At 63.7% G+C, this 19,229-nt stretch carries 22 protein-coding genes; 12 read left to right on the top strand and 10 right to left on the bottom strand.

Features of this window, described 5'->3' with window-relative positions:
- Window positions 1–89: 89 nt before the first annotated feature.
- The 3 genes from K663_RS00825 to K663_RS00815 all read left to right on the top strand — a co-directional run bounded on the left by K663_RS00825 (window position 90) and on the right by K663_RS00815 (window position 1,246).
- Window positions 90–383, top strand: a complete 294-nt coding sequence (locus tag K663_RS00825) for a hypothetical protein (protein ID WP_062112934.1) — start codon at window positions 90–92, stop codon at window positions 381–383.
- A 110-nt stretch (window positions 384–493) separates the two neighbouring features.
- On the top strand, window positions 494–793 hold the full coding sequence (sciP, locus tag K663_RS00820) for a CtrA inhibitor SciP (RefSeq protein WP_062112932.1): 300 nt from the start codon (window positions 494–496) through the stop codon (window positions 791–793).
- A 198-nt stretch (window positions 794–991) separates the two neighbouring features.
- Window positions 992–1,246 carry a GlsB/YeaQ/YmgE family stress response membrane protein gene (locus K663_RS00815; protein WP_022682486.1) on the top strand — a complete coding sequence of 85 codons (255 nt, stop codon included), beginning with the start codon at window positions 992–994 and terminating at the stop codon, window positions 1,244–1,246.
- A 68-nt stretch (window positions 1,247–1,314) separates the two neighbouring features.
- On the opposite strand, the gene K663_RS00810 is transcribed toward K663_RS00815, so the two are convergent.
- Entirely contained in the window at window positions 1,315–1,563 is a 249-nt protein-coding gene (locus tag K663_RS00810; RefSeq protein ID WP_062112929.1) for a GlsB/YeaQ/YmgE family stress response membrane protein, read from the bottom strand.
- A 176-nt stretch (window positions 1,564–1,739) separates the two neighbouring features.
- On the opposite strand from K663_RS00810, the gene K663_RS00805 reads away from it, so the two are divergent.
- The 4 genes from K663_RS00805 (at window position 1,740) to K663_RS00790 (ending at window position 8,610) form a co-directional block, all read left to right on the top strand.
- On the top strand, window positions 1,740–2,909 hold the full coding sequence (locus K663_RS00805) for an efflux RND transporter periplasmic adaptor subunit (protein WP_062112914.1): 1,170 nt from the start codon (window positions 1,740–1,742) through the stop codon (window positions 2,907–2,909).
- Between the two features lie 24 nt (window positions 2,910–2,933).
- Window positions 2,934–6,092 carry an efflux RND transporter permease subunit gene (locus K663_RS00800; RefSeq protein WP_062112911.1) on the top strand — a complete coding sequence of 1,053 codons (3,159 nt, stop codon included), beginning with the start codon at window positions 2,934–2,936 and terminating at the stop codon, window positions 6,090–6,092.
- 73 nt (window positions 6,093–6,165) lie between these two features.
- Window positions 6,166–7,431, top strand: coding sequence for a DUF445 domain-containing protein (locus K663_RS00795; RefSeq protein WP_062112908.1), 1,266 nt, complete (start codon window positions 6,166–6,168; stop codon window positions 7,429–7,431).
- A 96-nt stretch (window positions 7,432–7,527) separates the two neighbouring features.
- Window positions 7,528–8,610: an alkene reductase gene (locus tag K663_RS00790; RefSeq protein ID WP_062112905.1), complete on the top strand. Its 1,083-nt coding sequence runs from the start codon at window positions 7,528–7,530 to the stop codon at window positions 8,608–8,610.
- 67 nt (window positions 8,611–8,677) lie between these two features.
- On the opposite strand, the gene ribH is transcribed toward K663_RS00790, so the two are convergent.
- The 6 genes from ribH to K663_RS00760 form a co-directional block, all read right to left on the bottom strand.
- A complete protein-coding gene (gene ribH, locus K663_RS00785) occupies window positions 8,678–9,100 on the bottom strand; it encodes a 6,7-dimethyl-8-ribityllumazine synthase (RefSeq protein ID WP_037468772.1) in 423 nt (140 codons plus the stop codon).
- A gap of 15 nt (window positions 9,101–9,115) precedes the next feature.
- The gene (gene ribB, locus K663_RS00780; protein ID WP_062112902.1) at window positions 9,116–10,399 is read right to left on the bottom strand and encodes a 3,4-dihydroxy-2-butanone-4-phosphate synthase; all 1,284 of its coding nucleotides are present in this window, start codon (window positions 10,397–10,399) and stop codon (window positions 9,116–9,118) included.
- A 74-nt stretch (window positions 10,400–10,473) separates the two neighbouring features.
- Window positions 10,474–11,085 carry a riboflavin synthase gene (locus K663_RS00775; protein WP_062112897.1) on the bottom strand — a complete coding sequence of 204 codons (612 nt, stop codon included), beginning with the start codon at window positions 11,083–11,085 and terminating at the stop codon, window positions 10,474–10,476.
- Between the two features lie 34 nt (window positions 11,086–11,119).
- Window positions 11,120–12,073: a bifunctional diaminohydroxyphosphoribosylaminopyrimidine deaminase/5-amino-6-(5-phosphoribosylamino)uracil reductase RibD gene (ribD, locus tag K663_RS00770; protein WP_062120101.1), complete on the bottom strand. Its 954-nt coding sequence runs from the start codon at window positions 12,071–12,073 to the stop codon at window positions 11,120–11,122.
- Window positions 12,074–12,114: 41 nt separating this feature from the next.
- The gene (locus K663_RS00765) at window positions 12,115–12,570 is read right to left on the bottom strand and encodes a hypothetical protein (protein WP_235589474.1); all 456 of its coding nucleotides are present in this window, start codon (window positions 12,568–12,570) and stop codon (window positions 12,115–12,117) included.
- A gap of 64 nt (window positions 12,571–12,634) precedes the next feature.
- Window positions 12,635–12,814 (bottom strand): hypothetical protein, encoded by a 180-nt coding sequence (locus K663_RS00760; protein ID WP_062112891.1) that lies wholly within the window; start codon window positions 12,812–12,814, stop codon window positions 12,635–12,637.
- A gap of 37 nt (window positions 12,815–12,851) precedes the next feature.
- On the opposite strand from K663_RS00760, the gene K663_RS00755 reads away from it, so the two are divergent.
- The 4 genes from K663_RS00755 to ssb all read left to right on the top strand — a co-directional run bounded on the left by K663_RS00755 (window position 12,852) and on the right by ssb (window position 16,335).
- Window positions 12,852–13,517, top strand: coding sequence for a COQ9 family protein (locus K663_RS00755; protein WP_062112888.1), 666 nt, complete (start codon window positions 12,852–12,854; stop codon window positions 13,515–13,517).
- 88 nt (window positions 13,518–13,605) lie between these two features.
- Window positions 13,606–13,863: a FeoA family protein gene (locus K663_RS00750; RefSeq protein ID WP_062112885.1), complete on the top strand. Its 258-nt coding sequence runs from the start codon at window positions 13,606–13,608 to the stop codon at window positions 13,861–13,863.
- Window positions 13,860–15,722 carry a ferrous iron transporter B gene (gene feoB / locus K663_RS00745; protein WP_062112882.1) on the top strand — a complete coding sequence of 621 codons (1,863 nt, stop codon included), beginning with the start codon at window positions 13,860–13,862 and terminating at the stop codon, window positions 15,720–15,722. Before K663_RS00750 ends, feoB begins: the two co-directional genes overlap by 4 nt.
- 49 nt (window positions 15,723–15,771) lie before the next feature.
- Entirely contained in the window at window positions 15,772–16,335 is a 564-nt protein-coding gene (ssb, locus tag K663_RS00740; protein ID WP_062112879.1) for a single-stranded DNA-binding protein, read from the top strand.
- Between the two features lie 69 nt (window positions 16,336–16,404).
- Here the strand turns inward: ssb and K663_RS00735 are convergent, their stop codons facing one another.
- From K663_RS00735 to K663_RS23055, 3 genes are all read right to left on the bottom strand, one after another.
- Window positions 16,405–17,304, bottom strand: a complete 900-nt coding sequence (locus tag K663_RS00735; RefSeq protein ID WP_062112876.1) for a UTP--glucose-1-phosphate uridylyltransferase — start codon at window positions 17,302–17,304, stop codon at window positions 16,405–16,407.
- A gap of 86 nt (window positions 17,305–17,390) precedes the next feature.
- On the bottom strand, window positions 17,391–17,819 hold the full coding sequence (locus K663_RS00730) for a hypothetical protein (protein ID WP_062112872.1): 429 nt from the start codon (window positions 17,817–17,819) through the stop codon (window positions 17,391–17,393).
- Between the two features lie 193 nt (window positions 17,820–18,012).
- A complete protein-coding gene (locus K663_RS23055; RefSeq protein ID WP_083535784.1) occupies window positions 18,013–18,186 on the bottom strand; it encodes a DUF1674 domain-containing protein in 174 nt (57 codons plus the stop codon).
- A gap of 109 nt (window positions 18,187–18,295) precedes the next feature.
- Here K663_RS23055 and htpX point away from each other — a divergent pair, with 109 nt between their 5' ends.
- Window positions 18,296–19,201 (top strand): zinc metalloprotease HtpX, encoded by a 906-nt coding sequence (gene htpX / locus K663_RS00725; protein WP_062120098.1) that lies wholly within the window; start codon window positions 18,296–18,298, stop codon window positions 19,199–19,201.
- The last annotated feature ends 28 nt before the right edge of the window (window positions 19,202–19,229 follow it).

Here is a 19,229-nt window from a genome sequence, read left to right as displayed (position 1 = left end):
AGAGGATTCCCGCCCCGCCGTCGCGACATGCATCATTCCGGCGGCGCGAGTTTACCGGACTTTATCCTTTTTTCCCTATCCCTCGCCTCATGGACTTCAGTTTTCTTCGGGCGGGCGGGCTAAGACCCGCCAATGCCAGACCCGTCAGCCGGCCGCACGCGCCGGTCTGGCCGATGCTGCGGGCTGCTTCGGCGGCGGCGCAGGCGGCCAGCCCGACCGCGCAGGCAGTTGCGGGGGTTCTGCGGGGGCAAGACCAAGAGGGCGACTGGATCCAGGACCTGGCCGAAATCTTCGCGCCACGGACCAGCGGCATGATCGCAGCCGCGCGCCCAACGGGCAGCTTCAACCCGTTGATCGCACAGCATTTAGGAGTGGGACAATGATGATGAAGGGAGCGTTTACCGTGGGGCTTTAGCCGATCTTCAGGGCTGACGCGCATAACGGTTGCCGCTGCTGAATTCGGCAAAGCCAGTGCCGCTTTTTGAGGGTGAGAATGATAGAAAATCAAAAAATACGACCTGCACAGGTCGTCGGGCCGCTCGGAGAACCCCTGACGCTGGAGAGCCTTCCTCCAGTGAATACGACCCGCTGGGTCGTCCGCCGGAAGGCGGAAGTCGTCGCTGCCGTCAATGGCGGCCTGCTGACCGTTGATGAAGCCTGCGCGCGCTATTCGCTCACGCTGGAGGAATTTGCGGGCTGGCAGCGCGCGGTTGATCGTTCGGGCATGCATGGCCTGCGGGTGACCCGGATACAATATTACAAGTCGCTCTACGAACGTCAGCAGAAATACTGATCATCGTCTGCGGCATCGAGCCGCAAGTGTGGAAAAGGGCCGCCGGATGTGCATCCGGCGGCCCTTTTCGTTTGCGCGTGCGCAGCGATTCGCACCTAAATGTCAACCCGGAAACATTTTCGACGGAACGCTAAGCCGACTTCGCCGTTGAGCAGAATAGCCAACCCGCTGGGGGCGCTGGTCCAAGGAGAGTGTGAGATGGGTATCATTCTGTGGCTTGTTGTGGGCGGTATCATTGGCTGGCTTGCCAGCATGGTCATGAGGACCGATGCGCAGCAGGGCATCCTTTTGAACATCGTCGTCGGCATTGTAGGCGCCTTCATCGGCGGCCTGATTTTCAGCGGCGGTTCAATCAATGATGGCCTGACGCTCTACAGCTTCCTCGTTTCGCTGGTCGGCGCAATCGTGCTGCTTGCCATCGTCAATCTGGTCCGTCGCGGATCGGTCCGCTAAACCGACCCGCAAGCTCAGCTGGCGGGTATGAAGGGCTGCGTTTCGACGCGGCCCTTTTTTTGCGCCGGTCAGCGCCGCTTCCCAAACCAGCGATATATGGCCAGAACACCGATGGAACCCAGCACAGCCGCCAGAAAGCTCACCCGCTCCCCCGGATCATAGACGCCGAGGAGGCGCCCGACATAGCCCACAAGCAATGCGCCGGCGATCCCGAGAAGGATCGTCACCACGCAGCCTCCCGGATCACGGCCCGGCATCACCAACCGCGCGATCGCCCCTGCGAACAGGCCGACGATGATCCAACCAAGCAATTCCATCCTAGCCTCCCGCCCTTTGCGTCCGTCATAGCGCCATAGCCGCAACGATTTGGCAAGGGACAGGCCGACCGCGATTGTTGCTGCGCAGATGTGCAAAGTGTATGGAGGGTTGAGCCAGGTGCATTGTTTATATAACACAGTGCTCCAGCGGCAAGACGCCGAGCGATGGAACCGGGATGAACTACGAAACTCAGGTCGCCGGGGATGCCCCGGCGGGCATCTTTGGCGAAGAAGCGCAGCCTGCACGGCGGCGCATGCTGGTCATCGGCGCGATTATCGCCATCATTCTCATCGGCATCGCCGCGTGGATCACCATGCATGGCAAGAGTCCGGAAACGGCAGCAGCGGCTCAAGAAGCGCCTGTGGTCACGGTGATCGTGCCCGGTCAGTCGGTTGTACCGCGCACTATCAGCGGCAACGGTTCACTCGCCGCGCGTGTGGAAATGCCTGTCGGCGTCGTTGGTGAAGGCGGAGAAGTCAGGCAGGTGCTGGTGCAGCCTGGCGACTGGGTCCGCGCGGGCCAGGTGCTGGCGGTAATCGAGCGGTCCGTCCAGACAGAGCAGATAAAATCTCTGGCGGCCCAGGTGGAAGTCAACCGAGCCGACGCCAAGCTGGCTCAGGCGCAGCTTGATCGCGCCCGCGCCCTCGTGCAGCGGGGGTTCATCAGCCAGGCGGACATTGACCAGCGCACAGCCACCCGGGATGCCGCGAATGCGCGCGTGAATGTCGCCGTAGCGCAGCTTGCCGAACAGCGCGCGCGAACGGGACGACTGGACATCCGCGCACCGGCGGCCGGACTGGTCCTGACGCGCGAGGTGGAGCCGGGCCAGATAGTCGGATCAAGCAGCGGCGTGCTGTTCCGCATGGCGAAGGGCGGCGAAATGGAGCTGTTGGCGCAGCTGAGCGAAACTGATCTTGCAACCTTGCGGCCGGGCAACAGCGCGACCATTACACCGGTGGGTGGCCAAGCGCAGTTTAGCGGGCGCGTGTGGCAGGTTTCTCCGGTGATCGATCCGCAAACACGGCAGGGAATGGCGCGTATCGCAATCGCCTATAACCCCGCGATCCGTCCGGGCGGTTTTGCCTCCGCGACGATCGTCAGCGGCTCCGCGACCGCACCGATGCTACCGGAATCGGCGGTGCAGACCGATGCCAAGGGCCATTATGTCTACGTCATCAACGCGCGTGACGAGGCCGAACGGCGCGATGTCGAAGTCGGCCAGGTATCTGACAAGGGCGTGGCGGTGACGCGTGGCCTGAATGGCAATGAACGCATAGTGGCGTCAGCGGGCGCCTTCCTGCGCGCCGGACAAAAGGTCCGGCCGCAACTGAAAAAGGCCGGGTAAAACCGCGCGGGCGAGGAAGCCGTCATGAGTTTTCGCAATATTTCGGCCTGGGCGATCCGTAATCCGGTATCCCCGCTCGTATTGTTCGTCGCGCTGTTGATCGCTGGCATGGTCAGCTTCGGCCGCATGGACATCAATCAGCAGCCCGACGTCAGCTTCCCAATCGCGCAGGTGATGGTATCACAACCGGGCGCCGCGCCCCCGGAGCTTGAGACGCAGGTGACGCAGCGGATCGAAGCCGCCGTCCGGGGTATCAGCGGTGTCGATGAGATCACCTCGACCGTCTCGGAGGGCCAGTCGATGACGATCGTGCAGTTCCAGATCGGAACGCCGGTCGACCGTGGGGTCAATGACGTCAAGAATGCTGTCGACCAGATCCGCAGTGATCTGCCCGAAGGCATATTGGAGCCGCAGGTCACCCGGATGGACGTCGATGGGCCCATCGCCTATTTCAGCGCCGAAGCGACCGACATGACGCTGGAGCAATTGTCCTGGTATGTGGACAATACGGTCGCCAAGCGGCTGCTGGCAGTGCCCGGCATGGCGGCGGTCAAGCGCGGCGGCGGGGTCACCCGCGAAATCCGCGTTATTCTGGACCCGGCCAAGCTGCAGTCGCACGGCATAACAGCCGCGCAGGTCAATCAGCAGTTGCAGCAGGTGAACCTGAACGCGGCAGGCGGCCGCACCGAAATTGCCGGAGCAGAACAGGCGATCCGCGTGCTGGGCAACGCCGAGGACGCCTACGCGCTGGGCCAGACCCAGATTGCTATCGCCGGCGGCCGCACGGTGAAGCTGGCGGACCTGGCCGATGTGCGCGACATGTATGCGGAGCAGCGGTCTCTTTCGCTGATGAACGGCACGCAGGTGACGAGCTTCAGCATGGAAAAGGCAAAGGGATCGTCGGACGTCACCGTCTTCGACAACGCGCTCAAGGTGCTTGAGCAGTTGAAGAAGGAAAATCCGAAGATCCGCTACCAGCAGCTCTTCTCCAGCGTGGATTACACCAGGAGCCAATATCATACGGCGATGCAGTCGATGATCGAAGGCGCAGTGCTGGCCGTAGTCGTCGTTTTCCTGTTCCTGCGTGATTGGCGCGCGACGATCATCGCGGCGCTCGCCATTCCCTTGTCGGCAATCCCGACATTCTGGTTCATGGACATGATGGGCTTCACGCTCAACGTCATCTCGCTGCTGGCGCTGAGCCTGGTGGCGGGCGTACTGGTCGATGACGCTATCGTGGAAATCGAAAATATCGTCCGCCACATGCGGATGGGCAAAACCGCCTATCAGGCGGCGATCGACGCTGCCGACGAAATCGGGCTTGCCGTGCTGGCGACGACTATGGCGATCGTCGCGGTGTTCCTGCCGGTCGCATTGATGCCAGGCATTTCCGGGCAATTTTTCATTCAGTTCGGCATGACAGTGGTCGTGGCCGTGCTGCTCAGCCTAGCGGTCGCCCGGCTGATCACGCCCATGGTCGCCGCCTATTTCCTCAAGGCGCATGGCGCGAAAAGCCATGGCGAGGGTCGGTTGATGGACATTTACATGCGTGTCCTGCGCTGGTCGCTCGATGAACGCCGTGCCGGTGCCCATCGGGCGCGCGCAGGCGGGCGATTTACCGCCTGGCTGCGCGATCACCGTATCTGGACCGTGGGGATCGGGGCGCTGGCCTTTGCCGCAACTATACTCGCCTTCGCCACCTTGCCGATGGCATTCCAGCCATCGACGGACACGAATTTCAGCCAGGTGAAAATCGAAACTGTGCCGGGTAGCACGCTGGAGCAGACCACCAAAGTCACCAGACGCGTTGCGGACATGCTGGCGGCCAACAAGGCCTATGTGGAAGCGGCCTTTGCCGACATCGAGCCGACGAGCGCCAACATCTATCTGACACTGAGGAAGGACAGGCCGTCTTCTTCTGTCGAATGGGAGCGCGCTGTCGCGCCGCAATTCCAGCAGATTGCCGATGCGCGCGTAAACTTCCAGTCGCAGTCGGGGGGCGGCTTCGGTCGCGACATCACGATCATGCTGGGCAGCGATAATGCGGACCTGCTGGAGCAGACCGCCAACAAGCTGGTCACGGAAATGTCTGGCGTGAAGGAAATACGGTCGCCCCGCGTACAGGGTGACATGAACCGGCCGGAAATCATCATCAAGCCACGCTTCGACCTGGCGGCCAGCCTTGGGGTGACCACTGCGGCGCTCAGCCAGGCGATCCGGGTTGCGACGATCGGCGACATAGATCAGAACACCGCCAAATTTTCGCTATCCGACCGGCAGATACCCATCCGCGTGGCGGTCGCCGAAAACAGCCGCCGTGACATGGCGACAATCGAAAATATGCCCGTGCCCACGGTCAGCGGCGGCTCCGTGCCCTTGAAGGTAGTCGCCGACGTGGAATTCGGCGCCGGGCCGACGCAGATCCGCCGCTATAATCAGATCCGGCGCATCGTCGTTGACGCAGATCTCGCACCCGGCATCGTCAGCAGCCAGGCCACCAGGAAAATCAACGCCTTGCCCACGATGATGGCGATTAATGAGGGCCGCATCCCGGATCTTCAAAAAATCAACACCGGCGAGTCCAAATGGCAGGCGGAGTTGGTGAGGAATTTCATCACCGCCGTCATTTCCGGCATCCTGCTGGTGTTGGCGGTGCTGACGCTGCTCTACAAGCGGTTGATGCCGCCCTTCATCAATCTGGGGTCGTTGCTGCTGGCGCCGCTGGGCGGAGCGATCGCGCTGCACCTTACTGGCAATCCGATTTCCATGCCGGTGCTGATCGGCGTGTTGATGCTGCTTGGCATCGTTGCCAAAAATTCGATCCTCGTGATCGATTTCGCCCTGGAGGAAGTGCAGAAGGGCGTGCCGCGTTTCGAGGCGATAGTCGATGCAGGGCACAAGCGTGCCCAGCCAATCGTGATGACGACCGTCGCCATGGTCGCGGGCATGGTGCCGACGGCATTGTCGCTGGGCGGCGACAGCGCCTGGCGCGCACCGATGGGCATTACGGTGATCGGCGGCCTGCTGCTGTCCACCCTGCTGACGCTGGTGATCGTGCCCGCCACGTTCAGTCTGGCACTGGAGTTCGAGGAATGGGTAGGGCCGCGCCTGAGACGCAGGTTGCTCACCTACAAGCCTGGGGACGACACAAAGCATGAAGGAATCACACAACCCGCGGAATAATGGGCGGGACCGGCAGGGGGGGGGGCAGACGCGCTTGTCTGAACGAAAGGGCGGCGTAGCCGTTGGTTGGACGATGAAGATGCTTCCCGTTCCAGTTCCCGCCGCCGATGCGCCGGTCCGGTCTCCTCGGGACATGCGGCTGATGGCGACGGGCATGCTGTTCGCCATGGCGATGCTGTTCCTGATCGCGCGGGCGACGGCGCATCACCATCCCGCCATCGGCTTCGTCCAGGCCTTTGCCGAGGCGGCGATGGTTGGCGGGCTGGCCGACTGGTTCGCCGTCACCGCGCTGTTCCGCCATCCCCTGGGCCTGCCCATCCCGCACACGGCGATCATCCCCCGGAACAAGGACCGGATCGGCGACACGCTGGCGCTGTTCCTGCGCGACAATTTCCTGACCCCCGCAGTGGTCGCGCGGCGAATGCAGAGGCTGGACGTCGCGGGAGCCGCCGGGCGCTTCCTGGCGAGCCCCTCTGGCGGCGGCGGGCGCCTGCGGGAAGGCGCGTCCCGGCTGGCAGCGGACATGCTGGAGGCGCTGGACCAGGAGCGGCTGGGCGGCATGGTGAAAGGCGCGATCGCCCAGCGGTTACGGGGCATGAACCTCGCGCCGCTACTGGGCCAGGCGATCGAGGCGGCGATGCGCGATGGTCGGCATGCGCCGGTGATGGACGGGATCATCCACTGGGCGGATCGCACGCTGGAGGCCAACGACCATCTGATCCGCCAGATGGTCCATGAACGAGCGGGCAAGATCCTGCGCTGGACCGGACTTGATGAAAATCTGTCCAACGCCATCATCGATGGCCTGCGCCGGATGCTGGCGGAAATGGCTGCCGATCCCGGCCATAGCCTGCGCCTGAAGGCGGAGGAAGGCATGGCGAAGCTGGCGAACGACCTGCAATTCGATCCCGTGATGCAGGACCGCGTGGCGCGCATTCGGGACGAGATCGTCGATAATCCTGCCATGCAACGATGGATCGATGGGCTGTGGGAACAGGCACGATCCGGGCTGCTGCGCGCAGTGCGCGATCCGGGCAAGGCGATGGCGGGACGGCTGGGCGAGGCGCTGCAGCAACTGGGCGGGACGTTGCAGGAAAGCCCCCGCCTGCGATTGCTGGTCAACCGGTTCGTACGACGCGCGGCGGTGGGCGCGACGGCAAGCTATGGCGATTCCATCGTCAAACTGGTAAGCGAAACCGTACGCGGATGGGATGCAGGAACCGTCACCAGCCGCCTGGAAAGCGCCGTGGGACGCGATCTTCAATATATCCGGATCAACGGCACGCTGGTCGGCGGTCTGGTCGGGCTGGCAATCCATGCGATCGACACGCTGTTTTGATGATTTGCGGTCGGGGACTTGAAAGGGCGGTCGCCGGCCCTTAGCTGGCGTTGGCAATCAACTACGTTGCATTTTGCAACTTTGATAGGGAAAAATATGATCAGCCTCTTCGATCCCGTGAAGCTGGGGGCCGTTACCGCGCGCAATCGCATCTTGATGGCCCCGCTGACTCGCGCCCGCGCCACGCGTGACCATATACCGACACCGATCATGGCCGATTATTACGGGCAGCGCGCTTCGGCAGGCCTGATCATCAGCGAAGGCATAGGCGTGTCGCAGCAGGGCCTTGGCTGGCCCTACGCGGCAGGCATCTGGTCAGCCGAGCAAGTAGAAGCATGGAAGCCCGTCACCCAGGCTGTCCATGATGGCGGCAGCCTGATCTTCGCGCAGCTTTGGCATATGGGGCGATTGGTCCATTCAAGCATCACCGGGGAACAGCCCGTATCATCCAGCCCCATCACGGCCCCCGGCCACGCGCATAGCTATGACGGCAACAAGCCCTATGAGCAGCCCCGCGCATTGGAAGAGGCTGAAATTCCAGCGTTGATCGCCACCTATGTCACGGCGGCGCGCAATGCGCGGGACGCTGGCTTCGATGGCGTGCAGATTCATGCCGCCAACGGATATCTGATCGACGAATTCCTACGGAACGGCGTCAATCAGCGGCAGGACGCCTATGGCGGAAGCGCCGAAAACCGGACGCGCCTGCTTCGCGAAATCACGCAGACCGTGGCAGATGCCATCGGCGCGGATCGTACGGCAGTGCGCGTGTCATTGAACGGGGCTTCGCAGGGCACGGACGACAGCGATCCCGCCAGCCTTTCGATTGCCGTTGCCAAGGCGCTGGAGCCGATCGGCCTGGCTTTCCTGGAAATGCGCGAATTGCGGCCGGATGGAACGCGTGGCGCCACCGATGTCCCACGCCAGTCGCCGATCGTTCGTCGGCATTTTACGGGACCGCTCGTGCTGAACAGCGATTACGACGCCGCGCGCGCCCATGAAGATCTGACCAGCGGGCTTGCCCAGGCGATCAGCTTTGGCCGCCCGTTCCTGGCCAATCCAGACCTGCCCACCCGCCTGTCGGTCGGCGCGCCGCTCAATCCGTTGCGGGCGGACACGCTCTATTCACAGGGCGCCGAAGGCTATGTGGATTATCCGACGCTCGCCAAGGCGGGCTGACGGGATATGAAAAGGGGGCCGCCAAGGCAGTGGCAGCCCCCTTTTACCATGTCTTTGCGACTGACGATCAGGCGCTGAATTTCTCACGCAGCGCCAGCATGGCGATGGCGGCCTTTGCGGCCTCCCCGCCCTTGTCCTTTTCATCGGAACGGGCGCGGGTCAGGGCCTGGGCCTCATTCTCGACAGTCAGGATGCCGTTGCCGATCGGGATGCCGTCCATGCTGAGCGCCATAAGGCCGCGCGCGCTCTCGTTCGACACCACTTCGAAATGATAGGTTTCGCCACGGATGACCACGCCGATCGCGATGAAGCCGTCATAGCGCCCGGTTTCCGCCGCAAGCGCCACCGCGCCGGGGATTTCCAGCGCACCGGGCACCGTCACGACTTCATATTTGTGCCCTTCCGCCTCCAGCGCGGCCACCGCGCCCTCGATCAGCAGATCGTTGAGATGAGTGTAGAAGCGGGCTTCAACGATCAGGAATTTCGCCACGGCCTTATATCCTTCTTATTGCTCTACGGACCGCTGCCCAACCACGGCGAGGTCATAGCCGTCAAGCGCGATCAGGCTGTGGTGCGTGTTGCTGAGCAGGATCATGTCATGCACGCCGAGTTCGGCGAGGATCTGCGCGCCCACGCCATAGTCGCGAAGCTCATCCATGCCGCTGCCGGGCTGACCAGCATGATGGCGCAGGATGCGGCTGACAAAGTCCACCGGAGAGGTGCCGGTTAGCACGACGATGATCCCCGCACCTTCCTGCGCGATGATTTCCATGGACTTGGCGAGCAAGCCGCGGCGCGGGCCGGTGGCCCCATAGACATCGTCCAGCAGGGAAAGCTGGTGCACCCGAACGAGCGTGGGTTCATCGGGAACCACATGCCCCTTTTGCAGCACCAACTGCTCGCTCTCGGTCGCCTTGTTGTAGAAGCTGATCGCTTTCCAGTCGCCGCCCCACTCGCTCTTGAACGTGGTTTCGGCGCGCCGTTCGACCATATGATCGTGGCGGCGGCGATAGGCGATGAGATCGCGGATCGTCCCGATCTTCATCTTGTGCTTCTGGGCGAAGGGGATGAGATCATCGAGGCGCGCCATCGTGCCATCATCCTTCATCACTTCGCAGATGACGCCCGATGGATTGAGGCCGGCCAGCCGTGCGACATCGACCGCCGCTTCGGTATGGCCGGTGCGTACCAGAACGCCGCCATCCTTTGCCACCAGCGGGAATACATGGCCGGGGGTAACGATATCGTCGCGCCCCTTCGACCCGTCGATCGCGACGGAAATGGTGCGGGCGCGGTCGGCGGCGCTGATGCCGGTCGTAACGCCCTCGCGCGCTTCGATCGACACGGTGAAGGCGGTTTCATGCCGGGTGCCATTGTTGCGGCTCATGAGGTCAAGCCCGAGTTCCTCGACGCGGGCCTTGGTCATCGCCAGGCAGATGAGGCCCCGGCCATGCGTCGCCATGAAGTTGATCGCATCAGGCGTCGCCATCTGGGCAGGGATGACCAGATCGCCTTCATTTTCACGATCCTCGTCATCGACCAGGATGAACATGCGGCCGTTGCGCGCTTCGTTGATGATCTCTTCCGGGCTGGCCAGCGCCGTGCCGCCTTCGCGGCGCAGCAGGTAGCTTTCCAGCTTGCCCAGCGTTTCCGCGGTCGGATTCCAGTCGGCTTCGCCCAGTTTGCGCAGCGAATTGGCGTGCAGCCCGGCGGCGCGCGCCAGACCGGAGCGGGACATGCCGCCATCATTGACGAGGGTACGGACGGTATCGATAAGCGCGGAAGACATGGGCTGCGACTCCTTGGCCAGATCGGCCGTGGAGCGCAGCTATCACATCATGATGTGATATGTTCAAGCGAAAATCACATCGCCTTGCGAAGGCTCTGCATCCGGTCCAGATAACGGGCGAGCACGTCAATCTCCAGATTGAAGGCGCGTCCGGCGGGAAGCGCGTCCAGCGTGGTGGCCAATGCGGTGTGCGGAATGATGTTGAGGCCGAAGTGAACCGTGCCGTCCGGCTGGTCCTCCACGCTGTTGACGGTCAGCGAAATGCCATCGACCGTGATCGAGCCCTTGGCCGCCAGCGCGGCCGCCAGCGCGGCAGGCGCGGCGATGACGAGGCGCGTCGAATCGCCTTCCGGCGTCGCCGACACCAATGTGCCGACGCCGTCCACATGGCCAGTGACGATGTGGCCGCCCAATTCGTCCCCCACCTTGAGCGCGCGCTCCAGATTGAGCCGTCCGCCCTGCACCCACAGGCCGGGCGCAGTGCGCGCCACGGTTTCGGCCGACATGTCCACGGCGAACCAGTCAGCACCCTTTTCGACGACGGTCAGGCAGGCGCCCGAACAGGCGATCGAAGCGCCGATCGCAACGCTGTCCAGATCATAGGCTGTGCCGATGACGAGGCGAAGGTCGCCGCGCTGCTCGACGGAGCGGATGGTGCCGATGTCGGTGATGATGCCGGTAAACATGGGTCGTGCAGTCCTGCTGGGTATCCGCCGCGCTCTAGGCGCTGCGCCATCTTTCGTAAACCTCCAGCCGGTCCTCGCCCAGCCGGCGCTCATCCATCAGCCGCCAGCGGCCATGCGCCTGCGTCAGATCGGAAAGGCCGATGTCGCCAATGCCGGGAAGGCCAGAGCCGATCAGGATCGGGGCACGGTAGAGCAGTAGCCTGTCCACCAGGTCGGCGCGCAGAAAGGCAGCGGCGGTGGCCGCGCCTCCCTCGATCAGCAGATGATCGACCTGGGCGAGCGCGGCGATATCGTTCGGCTGGCCGATGGTCTCCCATCCCTTGGGCGCCGGGCCACGGCCGAGCAGCAGGCGGCGGGGTGAGCGGTCCTCCAATCCCTTGAGCCTCACATCCAGACGCGGGGCGTCGGCGCGCAGGGTGCCGCCGCCGACCAGGATGGCGTCATGGCGCGCACGTTCGAGATGCGCGTGCGCGCGTGCGGCCTCTCCCGTGATCCAGCGGCTCGTCCCATCCCTGAGCGCGATGCAGCCGTCAAGCGACAGGCCGAGCTTGAGCGTGACGGCGGGACGGCCAAGCGTTTGCCGCAGGACGAAGCCGCTCATCGCCGCAGCCGCTTCCTGCGCCATCAGCCCCATTTCGACATCGATGTCGCGGGCACGCAGATAGGCCGCCCCCTGCCCGTCCGTGCGCGGGTCGGGATCGCGCAACGCAATGACGGCGCGCTTCACCCCGGCGCGCGCCATCAGATCAGCGCAGCGAGGGCCGCGCGGGGACAGGTGGAAACAGGGTTCCAGCGTCACATAGGCGGTTGCGCCGCGCGCCTGGTCCAGCGCCTGGTCCAGCGCCTGCGCCTCGGCATGGGGCCGCCCGCCCTTTTGCGTCCAGCCGCGCCCGACGACCGCGCCATCGCGGACGATCAGGCAGCCGACATTGGGATTGGGCGTGGACAGCCCCCGGCCGCGTTCGGACAGGGCGATGGCCGCAGCCATGAAACGGCGATCGTCGGCGGGATCAGCCATAACCAGGCGGTTCAAGGCTGGCGGGTGCCGGGCGCGGCCTGGTCCGCCGCCTCTGCCTTCGCCAGCCGCGAATCAAGCTGCGCGTTGATGGCCTTCAAAGCCTCCTTGCGCCGCGCGGAGTTCCGCGCTTCCTCGGTCCGCCAGTCGATGCCGAACGCATCGGCCCAGCCCTGCATCTGCTTCTGCCGCTTTTGAAGCGCCGCCTCGCTCTTCGCCAGGTCCATCTTCTGCTGCAGGATGATCGCGGCATCGGAACGGCTGGCGTCCCAGCTTTGGACGTAGATGATCTTGTTGCGGGTCGGCATGGTATTGGTGTTGGCATCGACCACGAAGGTCCAGATGATGACGTAGGTGATCGCCATGGACAGCCCGAGCAGCGGCCATTTGTGCGGCCGATTCTCGCGAAAATAGCTCCACAGGTCGCTGAGCGCGCTCTTGGGAGAGACTGGACGGGGGAATATCGCCATCGCTGTCATATAGGGGATGGCGCGGCCGGATGCAAAGCCGCCGCTTGCATCCGGCGCAGCGCGCTCAGCAGTCGGTCAGCCGGAAATATATGGTCGGCACCTTGGCTCCGCTGACCACTACGCCGTCGCGAGTCGCCGGATGAAAGCGCCAATTGCGCAGGGCGTGCCGCTGGTTGGCGAGCCAAAACGCCTCGTCGGTCACGGCCAGCCGCTCTACGTCGATGACGCGACCCCTTGCGCCCATACTTGTGCGGGAGCCACCCCGACCTTACCATTGCCCCATGAGCCAATTGCCCCAAGATCCCACCCTGGACGAAATACGCGCGTTCCTGGCGCCGATCCTGCCCCGTCATGCAGCTTTCGACGGATGGCGGAAGGAAGCGGTAACAATGGCGGCGGCGGAGGGCGGTATCGATGCCGACATCGCCCATCTCGCCTTTTCAGGAGGCGCGATGGACATGATCGACGCCTGGTTCGCCAGCATCGACGCGCGCATGATCGAGGCGCTGCCCCCGGAGAAGATCGACGCCATGTCGATCCGCCAGCGCATCATCGCGCTGGTAACCGCGCGCCTCGATCTGCTTGCCCCTGACCGCGAGGCCTTGCGCCGCGCCCTGGCGATCATGGCCATGCCGACAAACAACGCACGGGCAGCGCGGCTCGGCTGGCGCGCGGCGGACGTCATGTGGCGCGCGGCGGGGGATAGCGCCACCGACTTCAATCATTACAGCAAGCGCCTGACGCTGACGGCAGTCTATGCCGCAACGCTGCTGGTGTTCGTCGATGACGAAAGCGAGGATTGGGCGGAAAGCCGCGCCTTCCTGAACCGCCGCATCGAAGGCGTCATGCGGTTCGAGCGCGCCAAGGCGAAGTGGAAAGGCGCGGGCGGCGGCGAGCGGCTGAGCCTGTCCCGCTTTATCGGCAGGCTGCGTTACCCGGCAGTATGATCTGCCGAGCGCCGAGGGCGATTCGGTCTGGCCTTTTCCTATCTATATTGATAGTCACTCGCAGCTTATCCTAACGAGTGCTTTTCCCTTGCGTTTGATCGACCTGCCGCTCCGCCAGCCAGCCTATGTGGATGTGATAGACTGGGACGCGCTGTCCCTTTCGGACGGCCAGCGCCTGCGCGAATTCGGCCTGTGCGAAGGCGCGAGCGTCGAGGCGTTGCATCATGGCGGACTGCTGGGTCGAGGCCCGATTGCTTGCAAGGTGGGCCGCATGACCATCGCGATGCGCCGCAACCACGCGGCCGCTATCACGGTGCGCACCGGCCCGGAGGACGTCGCGGCATGAGCAACCTGCCCCTGGTCGCGCTCGTCGGCAATCCCAACGCAGGCAAGAGCGCGCTTTTCAACGCTCTGACCGGCGCGCGGCAGAAGCTGGGCAATTATCCGGGCGTCACCGTGGAACGCAAGGCGGGCCGCCTGTCGCTGTCGGATGGCCGCCCGGTCGAGCTGGTCGACCTGCCCGGCACCTACAGCCTCAATCCCACAAGCCCTGACGAACAGGTGACGCGGGACGTCGTGCTCGGCAGGCAGCAGGGCGAACGCCTGCCCGACGCACTGGTGGTGGTGGTCGATGCATCCAATCTCGACAATCATCTGCGTTTTGCGCTCGAACTGCTGTCGCTTGGCCTGCCGACCATCATCGCGCTGAACATGGTGGACCTTGCCACCCGCGACGGGCTGGAACTGGACGCCGCGATCCTTTCGCGCGAACTGGGCGTACCGGTGATACCGACCGTGGCGGTGCGCAAGCGCGGACTGGACCATCTGCGCGGTGAGCTGGACAGCATGTTCGACGGCAGCCCGCAGCGGACTGGCGCTGCAGAAGATGCGCGCGATTTCGACATGCTGCGTAGCGAAGCCCGACGCATCGCCCGCGCAGCCATCGTGCGGGAAACGCCATCGCGCCGCCTGACCGCCGCCATCGACCGCGTCGCGCTGCATCCGGTGAGCGGATTACTGCTGCTGCTTGGTTTGCTGTTCGTCATGTTCCAGGCCGTCTATGCCTGGTCCGAAGCGCCGATTGCCATGATCGAGGGGTTGGCGGAAGCCGCCAGCTCTTTCGTCAGCGATGCCCTGCCATCCGGACTGCTGCGATCCTTCCTGGTCGATGGCGTCATCAACGGCGTGGGATCAGTGGTCGTGTTCCTGCCGCAGATCCTGATCCTGTTTTTTTTCATCCTGATGCTGGAAGCGACCGGGTACATGGTCCGCGCCGCATTCCTGATGGACGGGCTGATGGCGAAGGTCGGCCTGTCGGGCCGCGCCTTCATCCCCCTGCTATCCTCCTTCGCCTGCGCGGTGCCGGGCATCATGGCGACCCGTACCATCGCAGACCCCAAGGACCGGCTGACCACCATATTGATCGCGCCGCTCATGACCTGTTCGGCGCGGCTGCCGGTTTATGCGGTGATCATCGGCGCCTTCATCCCCGCGCGCGACGTGGGCATGGGCATTGGGCTTCAGGGCCTTGTGCTCTTCTGCCTCTACGTCGCAGGGATCATCGGCGCGATGCTGGTCGCGCTGGTGCTGCGATTGACCGTTACCAAGGGCGCGAGCGGCGGATTCCTGATGGAGATGCCCAAATATCAATGGCCCCGTCCGCAGGACGTGCTGCTGGGCCTGTGGCAGCGCGCCGTTATCTTCCTGAGGCGCGCTGGCACCATCATCTTCACATCCACGGTGATTTTGTGGGTACTGTTGAGCTTCCCCAAGGCACCCGAGGACAGCGCGGTCAGCCAGGTCAATTATTCGATCGCGGGGCGGATCGCCAATGGGCTGAATGTCGTGCTGGAGCCGATCGGGTTCAATCGCGACATATCGCTGGCCCTGATCCCCGCCATGGCGGCGCGCGAAGTGGCGGTGTCGGCGCTTGCAACCGTCTATTCGCTTGAAGCAGGCGATGACGAGGCGAAGCTGGAGCAAAGCCTGGGCGAACGCCTGAAGGATAATTGGCCGCTGCCCACGGCGCTCGCCTTCCTCGCCTGGTTCGTGTTTGCCCCGCAGTGCATTTCCACGATCGCGGTCACCAAGCGCGAGACGAACGGATGGAAATGGCCGCTCTTCATGGTCGGCTATCTGTTTGCCCTGGCCTATGCCGCCGCCGGGCTGACATATTGGACGGCGACCGCCATCGGTTTGGGGTAGCGTCCGCAGGCCAGCCGATTATAAGAACCTCCAAAGTATCGGAGGAATTATGGCGGGTTCGGTCAACAAGGTCATTCTGGTGGGCAATCTGGGTGCGGACCCGGAAGTCCGCAGCTTCCAGAATGGCGGCAAGGTTTGCAACATCCGCATCGCAACGTCCGAAAGCTGGAAGGACCGCAACTCGGGCGAGCGCAAGGAACGCACCGAATGGCACAGCGTCGCGATCTTTTCCGAAGGTCTGGCGGGCGTCGCCGAGCGATATCTGCGCAAGGGCAGCAAAGTCTATGTCGAGGGCAAGCTGCAGACCCGCAAGTGGCAGGACCAGTCAGGTAATGACCGCTACACCACCGAAGTCGTGCTGCAGGGGCCGAGCGCGGTCCTGACGATGCTGGACGGCGCGGGCGGCGGCGGTGGCGGCCAGGGCGGCGGACGGTCGCAGGGCGGCGGCAGCGACTGGGGTGCAAGCTCTGGCGGCGATTATGATGATTTTGGCGGCAGCAGCGGCGGCGGCTTTGGTGGAGGCAGCAGCGGCGGACGCCCGTCGGGCGGCGCTCGTGGCGGCGCTGGCGGGCCGAATTTCGACAATGACCTGGACGACGAAGTGCCGTTCTGAGGCACTGACCTGCCCACAAAAAAGCGCCCCAAGCACAGGTCGGGGCGCTTTTTTGTTTTCAGGACGTCATCAGGCCGCCGCGGCGATTTCCATCGCGGCCAGTTCGGCGGTCGCGAAGCGGCGGATATGTTCGCCCAGATCCTCACGCTCCAGCGCGATGGCCAGGTTTGCTTCGATATAGCCCGCCTTTGACCCGCAGTCGAAGCGGCGTCCGTCGAAGGTTACGCCGTGGAACGGCTGCTGTCCGATCATCGACGCCATGGCGTCGGTCAGCTGGATCTCGCCACCCGCACCCTTTTCCTGCGTCTCCAGGATCTTCATGACCTCTGGCTGCAGGATATAGCGGCCCGGCAGGATGAGGTTGGAGGGCGCGGTGCCCGGCGCAGGCTTTTCGACCAGCCCCTTCACCTCCGTCAGCGCGCCATCCCGCTTGCCGGGATCAATGACGCCATAGCTGGGCGTGTCGGCCATCGGCACTTCAAGGGCGCAGACCAGATTGCCGCCGACCTGATTATAGGCATCGACCATCTGTTTCAGGCAACCGCGACCCGGCGCGCCCTTCATGAATTCGTCGGGCAGCAGGATGGCGAAGGGTTCGTCCCCCACAATGTCGCGCGCGCACCAGACGGCATGGCCAAGACCCAGCGGCTCCTGCTGGCGCAGGAAGACAGCGTTGCCAGGGGCAAGCCGCGTGCCATCCAGCGCGGACAGATCCTTGCCGCGTTCGCGCTGCGTCGCTTCGGCCTCATAGGCCATGTCGAAATAATCCTCGATCGCGCCCTTGCCGCGACCGGTGATGAAGATCATCTGCTCGATGCCAGCCTCGCGCGCTTCATCCACGGCATATTGGATCAGCGGACGATCGACGACGGGCAGCAGTTCCTTGGGCACCGACTTGGTTGCGGGCAGAAAGCGCGTGCCGAGCCCTGCAACAGGGAACACGGCTTTACGTATCGGCTTGTAAGGCATGGTACTCCATTCTCGCTAAGCGCGCGGACAGGCTTTGCCGTCCACGCCGAAAAGGTCAAGCATAGCGGGAGGATTACCTCGCCCGGTCAGACGGCCAGCAGGCGCTGCGCCACCGTTTCGAGCGAAGCGATCTCCGCATCGAGGTGATCAAGCGAGACATGCGTATGATTGTTCCGCGCATCGCGGCAAGTGAATCCGCCGGGCGCGGGCTGCTGAAAGCCGCAAATAATGAGCGATCGGAAGCGATCGATCCTCTGCATGTGTCGCTCGATATCCGAAATCTCCTTCAGCGCGCTGGCGTTACGCTTGTCGCGCATCGCCACGATCGTGCGAAGTTCGGTCATCAGTTTCGCCATGGTGGGGCGCATCCGGGTGCCGACGGTTCGCACGTCACCCATGGCTTCCCGCATCATGGCGATCTTCGCCTCCAGGCTTTGCTCCAGCATCGTCCAGGCACAGACCAGACGACCCACGGAACATAGCAGCGCCGCATCTTCCGGCGCATAATCAGACACCGCCCTCACTTTTATCTCGGCTATATGATTCACGACCCACCCCGGCTCTTTTTTCCCTCTGCCCAGGCGAATCCTGCACGGAAGAAGGCAGTGAAGGCTAGAGTCGGGCGGTCGCACCCCCCGCAACCGGGGCACAGGCCAGCGGAAGCCGTGCAAAATCAGCGATGAACCGATGGCGCGTCAAAGGCCCGGTTCAAAAATCGATAGCGATTCCCTTGCGTTCCCAGTCTCCATAGCGAACCGGGCTGAGTTCCTCCTCATGCCGCGAAGGGTGGTCGATAGGATCGGGCTGGGGGACCGGAGGGCTTTTTGAAAGATGCTCAGGCGGCTTCACATGCGCCGGACGCTTGCCGTTGAATGTTCCCATGTCCCAAGCCTTTCAATTGCAGTGCCGCGCAAGCAATCGCATATTCATGCGCAGCCCGCTATCTGGGCTGCGAAGGAGTGGAAGACAAGTGAGCGGTTTCAAGACGGTGATGCTGTTGTCCGCGCTGACGGCGCTGTTCATGGCGTTGGGTTACACCCTGGGTGGCAGCGGGGGCGCGTTCATCGCACTGCTGGTCGCGGCGGGGATGAACCTCTTCACCTTCTGGAACGCCGACAAAATCGTTCTGTCCATGCACAATGCGCGGGAAGTGGATGCACAGAGCGCGCCGGAATATTACGGCCTGGTCCGTGATCTTGCCCAGCGGGCGCGCCTGCCCATGCCGCGCGTCTACCTGATCGACGAGCCGCACCCCAACGCCTTCGCCACTGGCCGCGATCCCGAACATGCCGCCGTTGCCGCCACGACCGGCCTGCTGTCGATGCTGACCCGCGAGGAAGTGGCGGGGGTCATGGCGCATGAACTGGCCCATGTGAAAAACCGCGATACATTGATCATGACCATGGTCGCAACGATTGCCGGCGCCATTTCGATGCTCGCCAATTTCGGCCTGTTCTTTCGCGGCGGCAACCAGGAAAACGGCCATGGCAATATCGCCGCGACGCTGCTGGCCGTCATCGTCGCGCCCTTTGCGGCGATGATCGTGCAGATGGCGATCAGCCGTACGCGCGAATATGGCGCGGATGCCGCAGGCGCGCAGATCAGCGGCAATCCCCGTGCGCTCGCGTCCGCGCTCGCCAAGATTTCCGGCAAGGCGGAGATGATCCCCAATCCGGTTGCCGAACGCAATCCCGCCGCGGCACAGCTTTACATCGTACCGGTGCATGTCAGCGAACTCTTCTCAACCCATCCGGCGACGGAAAAGCGCATTGCGGCGCTGGAGGCGATGACGGGAACGGCTGGCGTACCGGTGTCGGCGTTGAATCCGGTACGGCCTTCGATGGTCGCGGCCAAGCCGCGCAAATCGAGCGCGCTGGACCCGCTGCGTCGGGACTGACGCATATACTGCAACCAATGGGGCGTCC

This window comes from Sphingobium sp. MI1205, from assembly GCF_001563285.1.
GTDB lineage: Bacteria > Pseudomonadota > Alphaproteobacteria > Sphingomonadales > Sphingomonadaceae > Sphingobium.
This window is presented reverse-complemented; position numbering and strand designations above follow the sequence as displayed.

Bases quoted from the DNA above. Each gene is read 5' to 3' on its own strand.
- K663_RS00765 (WP_235589474.1), bottom strand. From the start codon at position 12,570: ATGGCGATATTCCCCCGTCCAGTCTCTCCCAAGAGCGCGCTCAGCGAC.
- K663_RS00755 (WP_062112888.1), top strand. From the start codon at position 12,852: ATGAGCCAATTGCCCCAAGATCCCACCCTGGACGAAATACGCGCGTTC.
- K663_RS00815 (WP_022682486.1), top strand. From the start codon at position 992: ATGGGTATCATTCTGTGGCTTGTTGTGGGCGGTATCATTGGCTGGCTT.
- ssb (WP_062112879.1), top strand. From the start codon at position 15,772: ATGGCGGGTTCGGTCAACAAGGTCATTCTGGTGGGCAATCTGGGTGCG.
- K663_RS00810 (WP_062112929.1), bottom strand. From the start codon at position 1,563: ATGGAATTGCTTGGTTGGATCATCGTCGGCCTGTTCGCAGGGGCGATC.
- K663_RS00760 (WP_062112891.1), bottom strand. From the start codon at position 12,814: ATGGGCGCAAGGGGTCGCGTCATCGACGTAGAGCGGCTGGCCGTGACC.
- sciP (WP_062112932.1), top strand. From the start codon at position 494: ATGATAGAAAATCAAAAAATACGACCTGCACAGGTCGTCGGGCCGCTC.
- ribD (WP_062120101.1), bottom strand. From the start codon at position 12,073: ATGGCTGCGGCCATCGCCCTGTCCGAACGCGGCCGGGGGCTGTCCACG.
- K663_RS00795 (WP_062112908.1), top strand. From the start codon at position 6,166: ATGAAGATGCTTCCCGTTCCAGTTCCCGCCGCCGATGCGCCGGTCCGG.
- feoB (WP_062112882.1), top strand. From the start codon at position 13,860: ATGAGCAACCTGCCCCTGGTCGCGCTCGTCGGCAATCCCAACGCAGGC.
- K663_RS00825 (WP_062112934.1), top strand. From the start codon at position 90: ATGGACTTCAGTTTTCTTCGGGCGGGCGGGCTAAGACCCGCCAATGCC.
- K663_RS00800 (WP_062112911.1), top strand. From the start codon at position 2,934: ATGAGTTTTCGCAATATTTCGGCCTGGGCGATCCGTAATCCGGTATCC.
- K663_RS00735 (WP_062112876.1), bottom strand. From the start codon at position 17,304: ATGCCTTACAAGCCGATACGTAAAGCCGTGTTCCCTGTTGCAGGGCTC.
- ribB (WP_062112902.1), bottom strand. From the start codon at position 10,399: ATGTCTTCCGCGCTTATCGATACCGTCCGTACCCTCGTCAATGATGGC.
- K663_RS00790 (WP_062112905.1), top strand. From the start codon at position 7,528: ATGATCAGCCTCTTCGATCCCGTGAAGCTGGGGGCCGTTACCGCGCGC.
- K663_RS00805 (WP_062112914.1), top strand. From the start codon at position 1,740: ATGAACTACGAAACTCAGGTCGCCGGGGATGCCCCGGCGGGCATCTTT.
- K663_RS23055 (WP_083535784.1), bottom strand. From the start codon at position 18,186: ATGGGAACATTCAACGGCAAGCGTCCGGCGCATGTGAAGCCGCCTGAG.
- htpX (WP_062120098.1), top strand. From the start codon at position 18,296: ATGCTGTTGTCCGCGCTGACGGCGCTGTTCATGGCGTTGGGTTACACC.
- K663_RS00775 (WP_062112897.1), bottom strand. From the start codon at position 11,085: ATGTTTACCGGCATCATCACCGACATCGGCACCATCCGCTCCGTCGAG.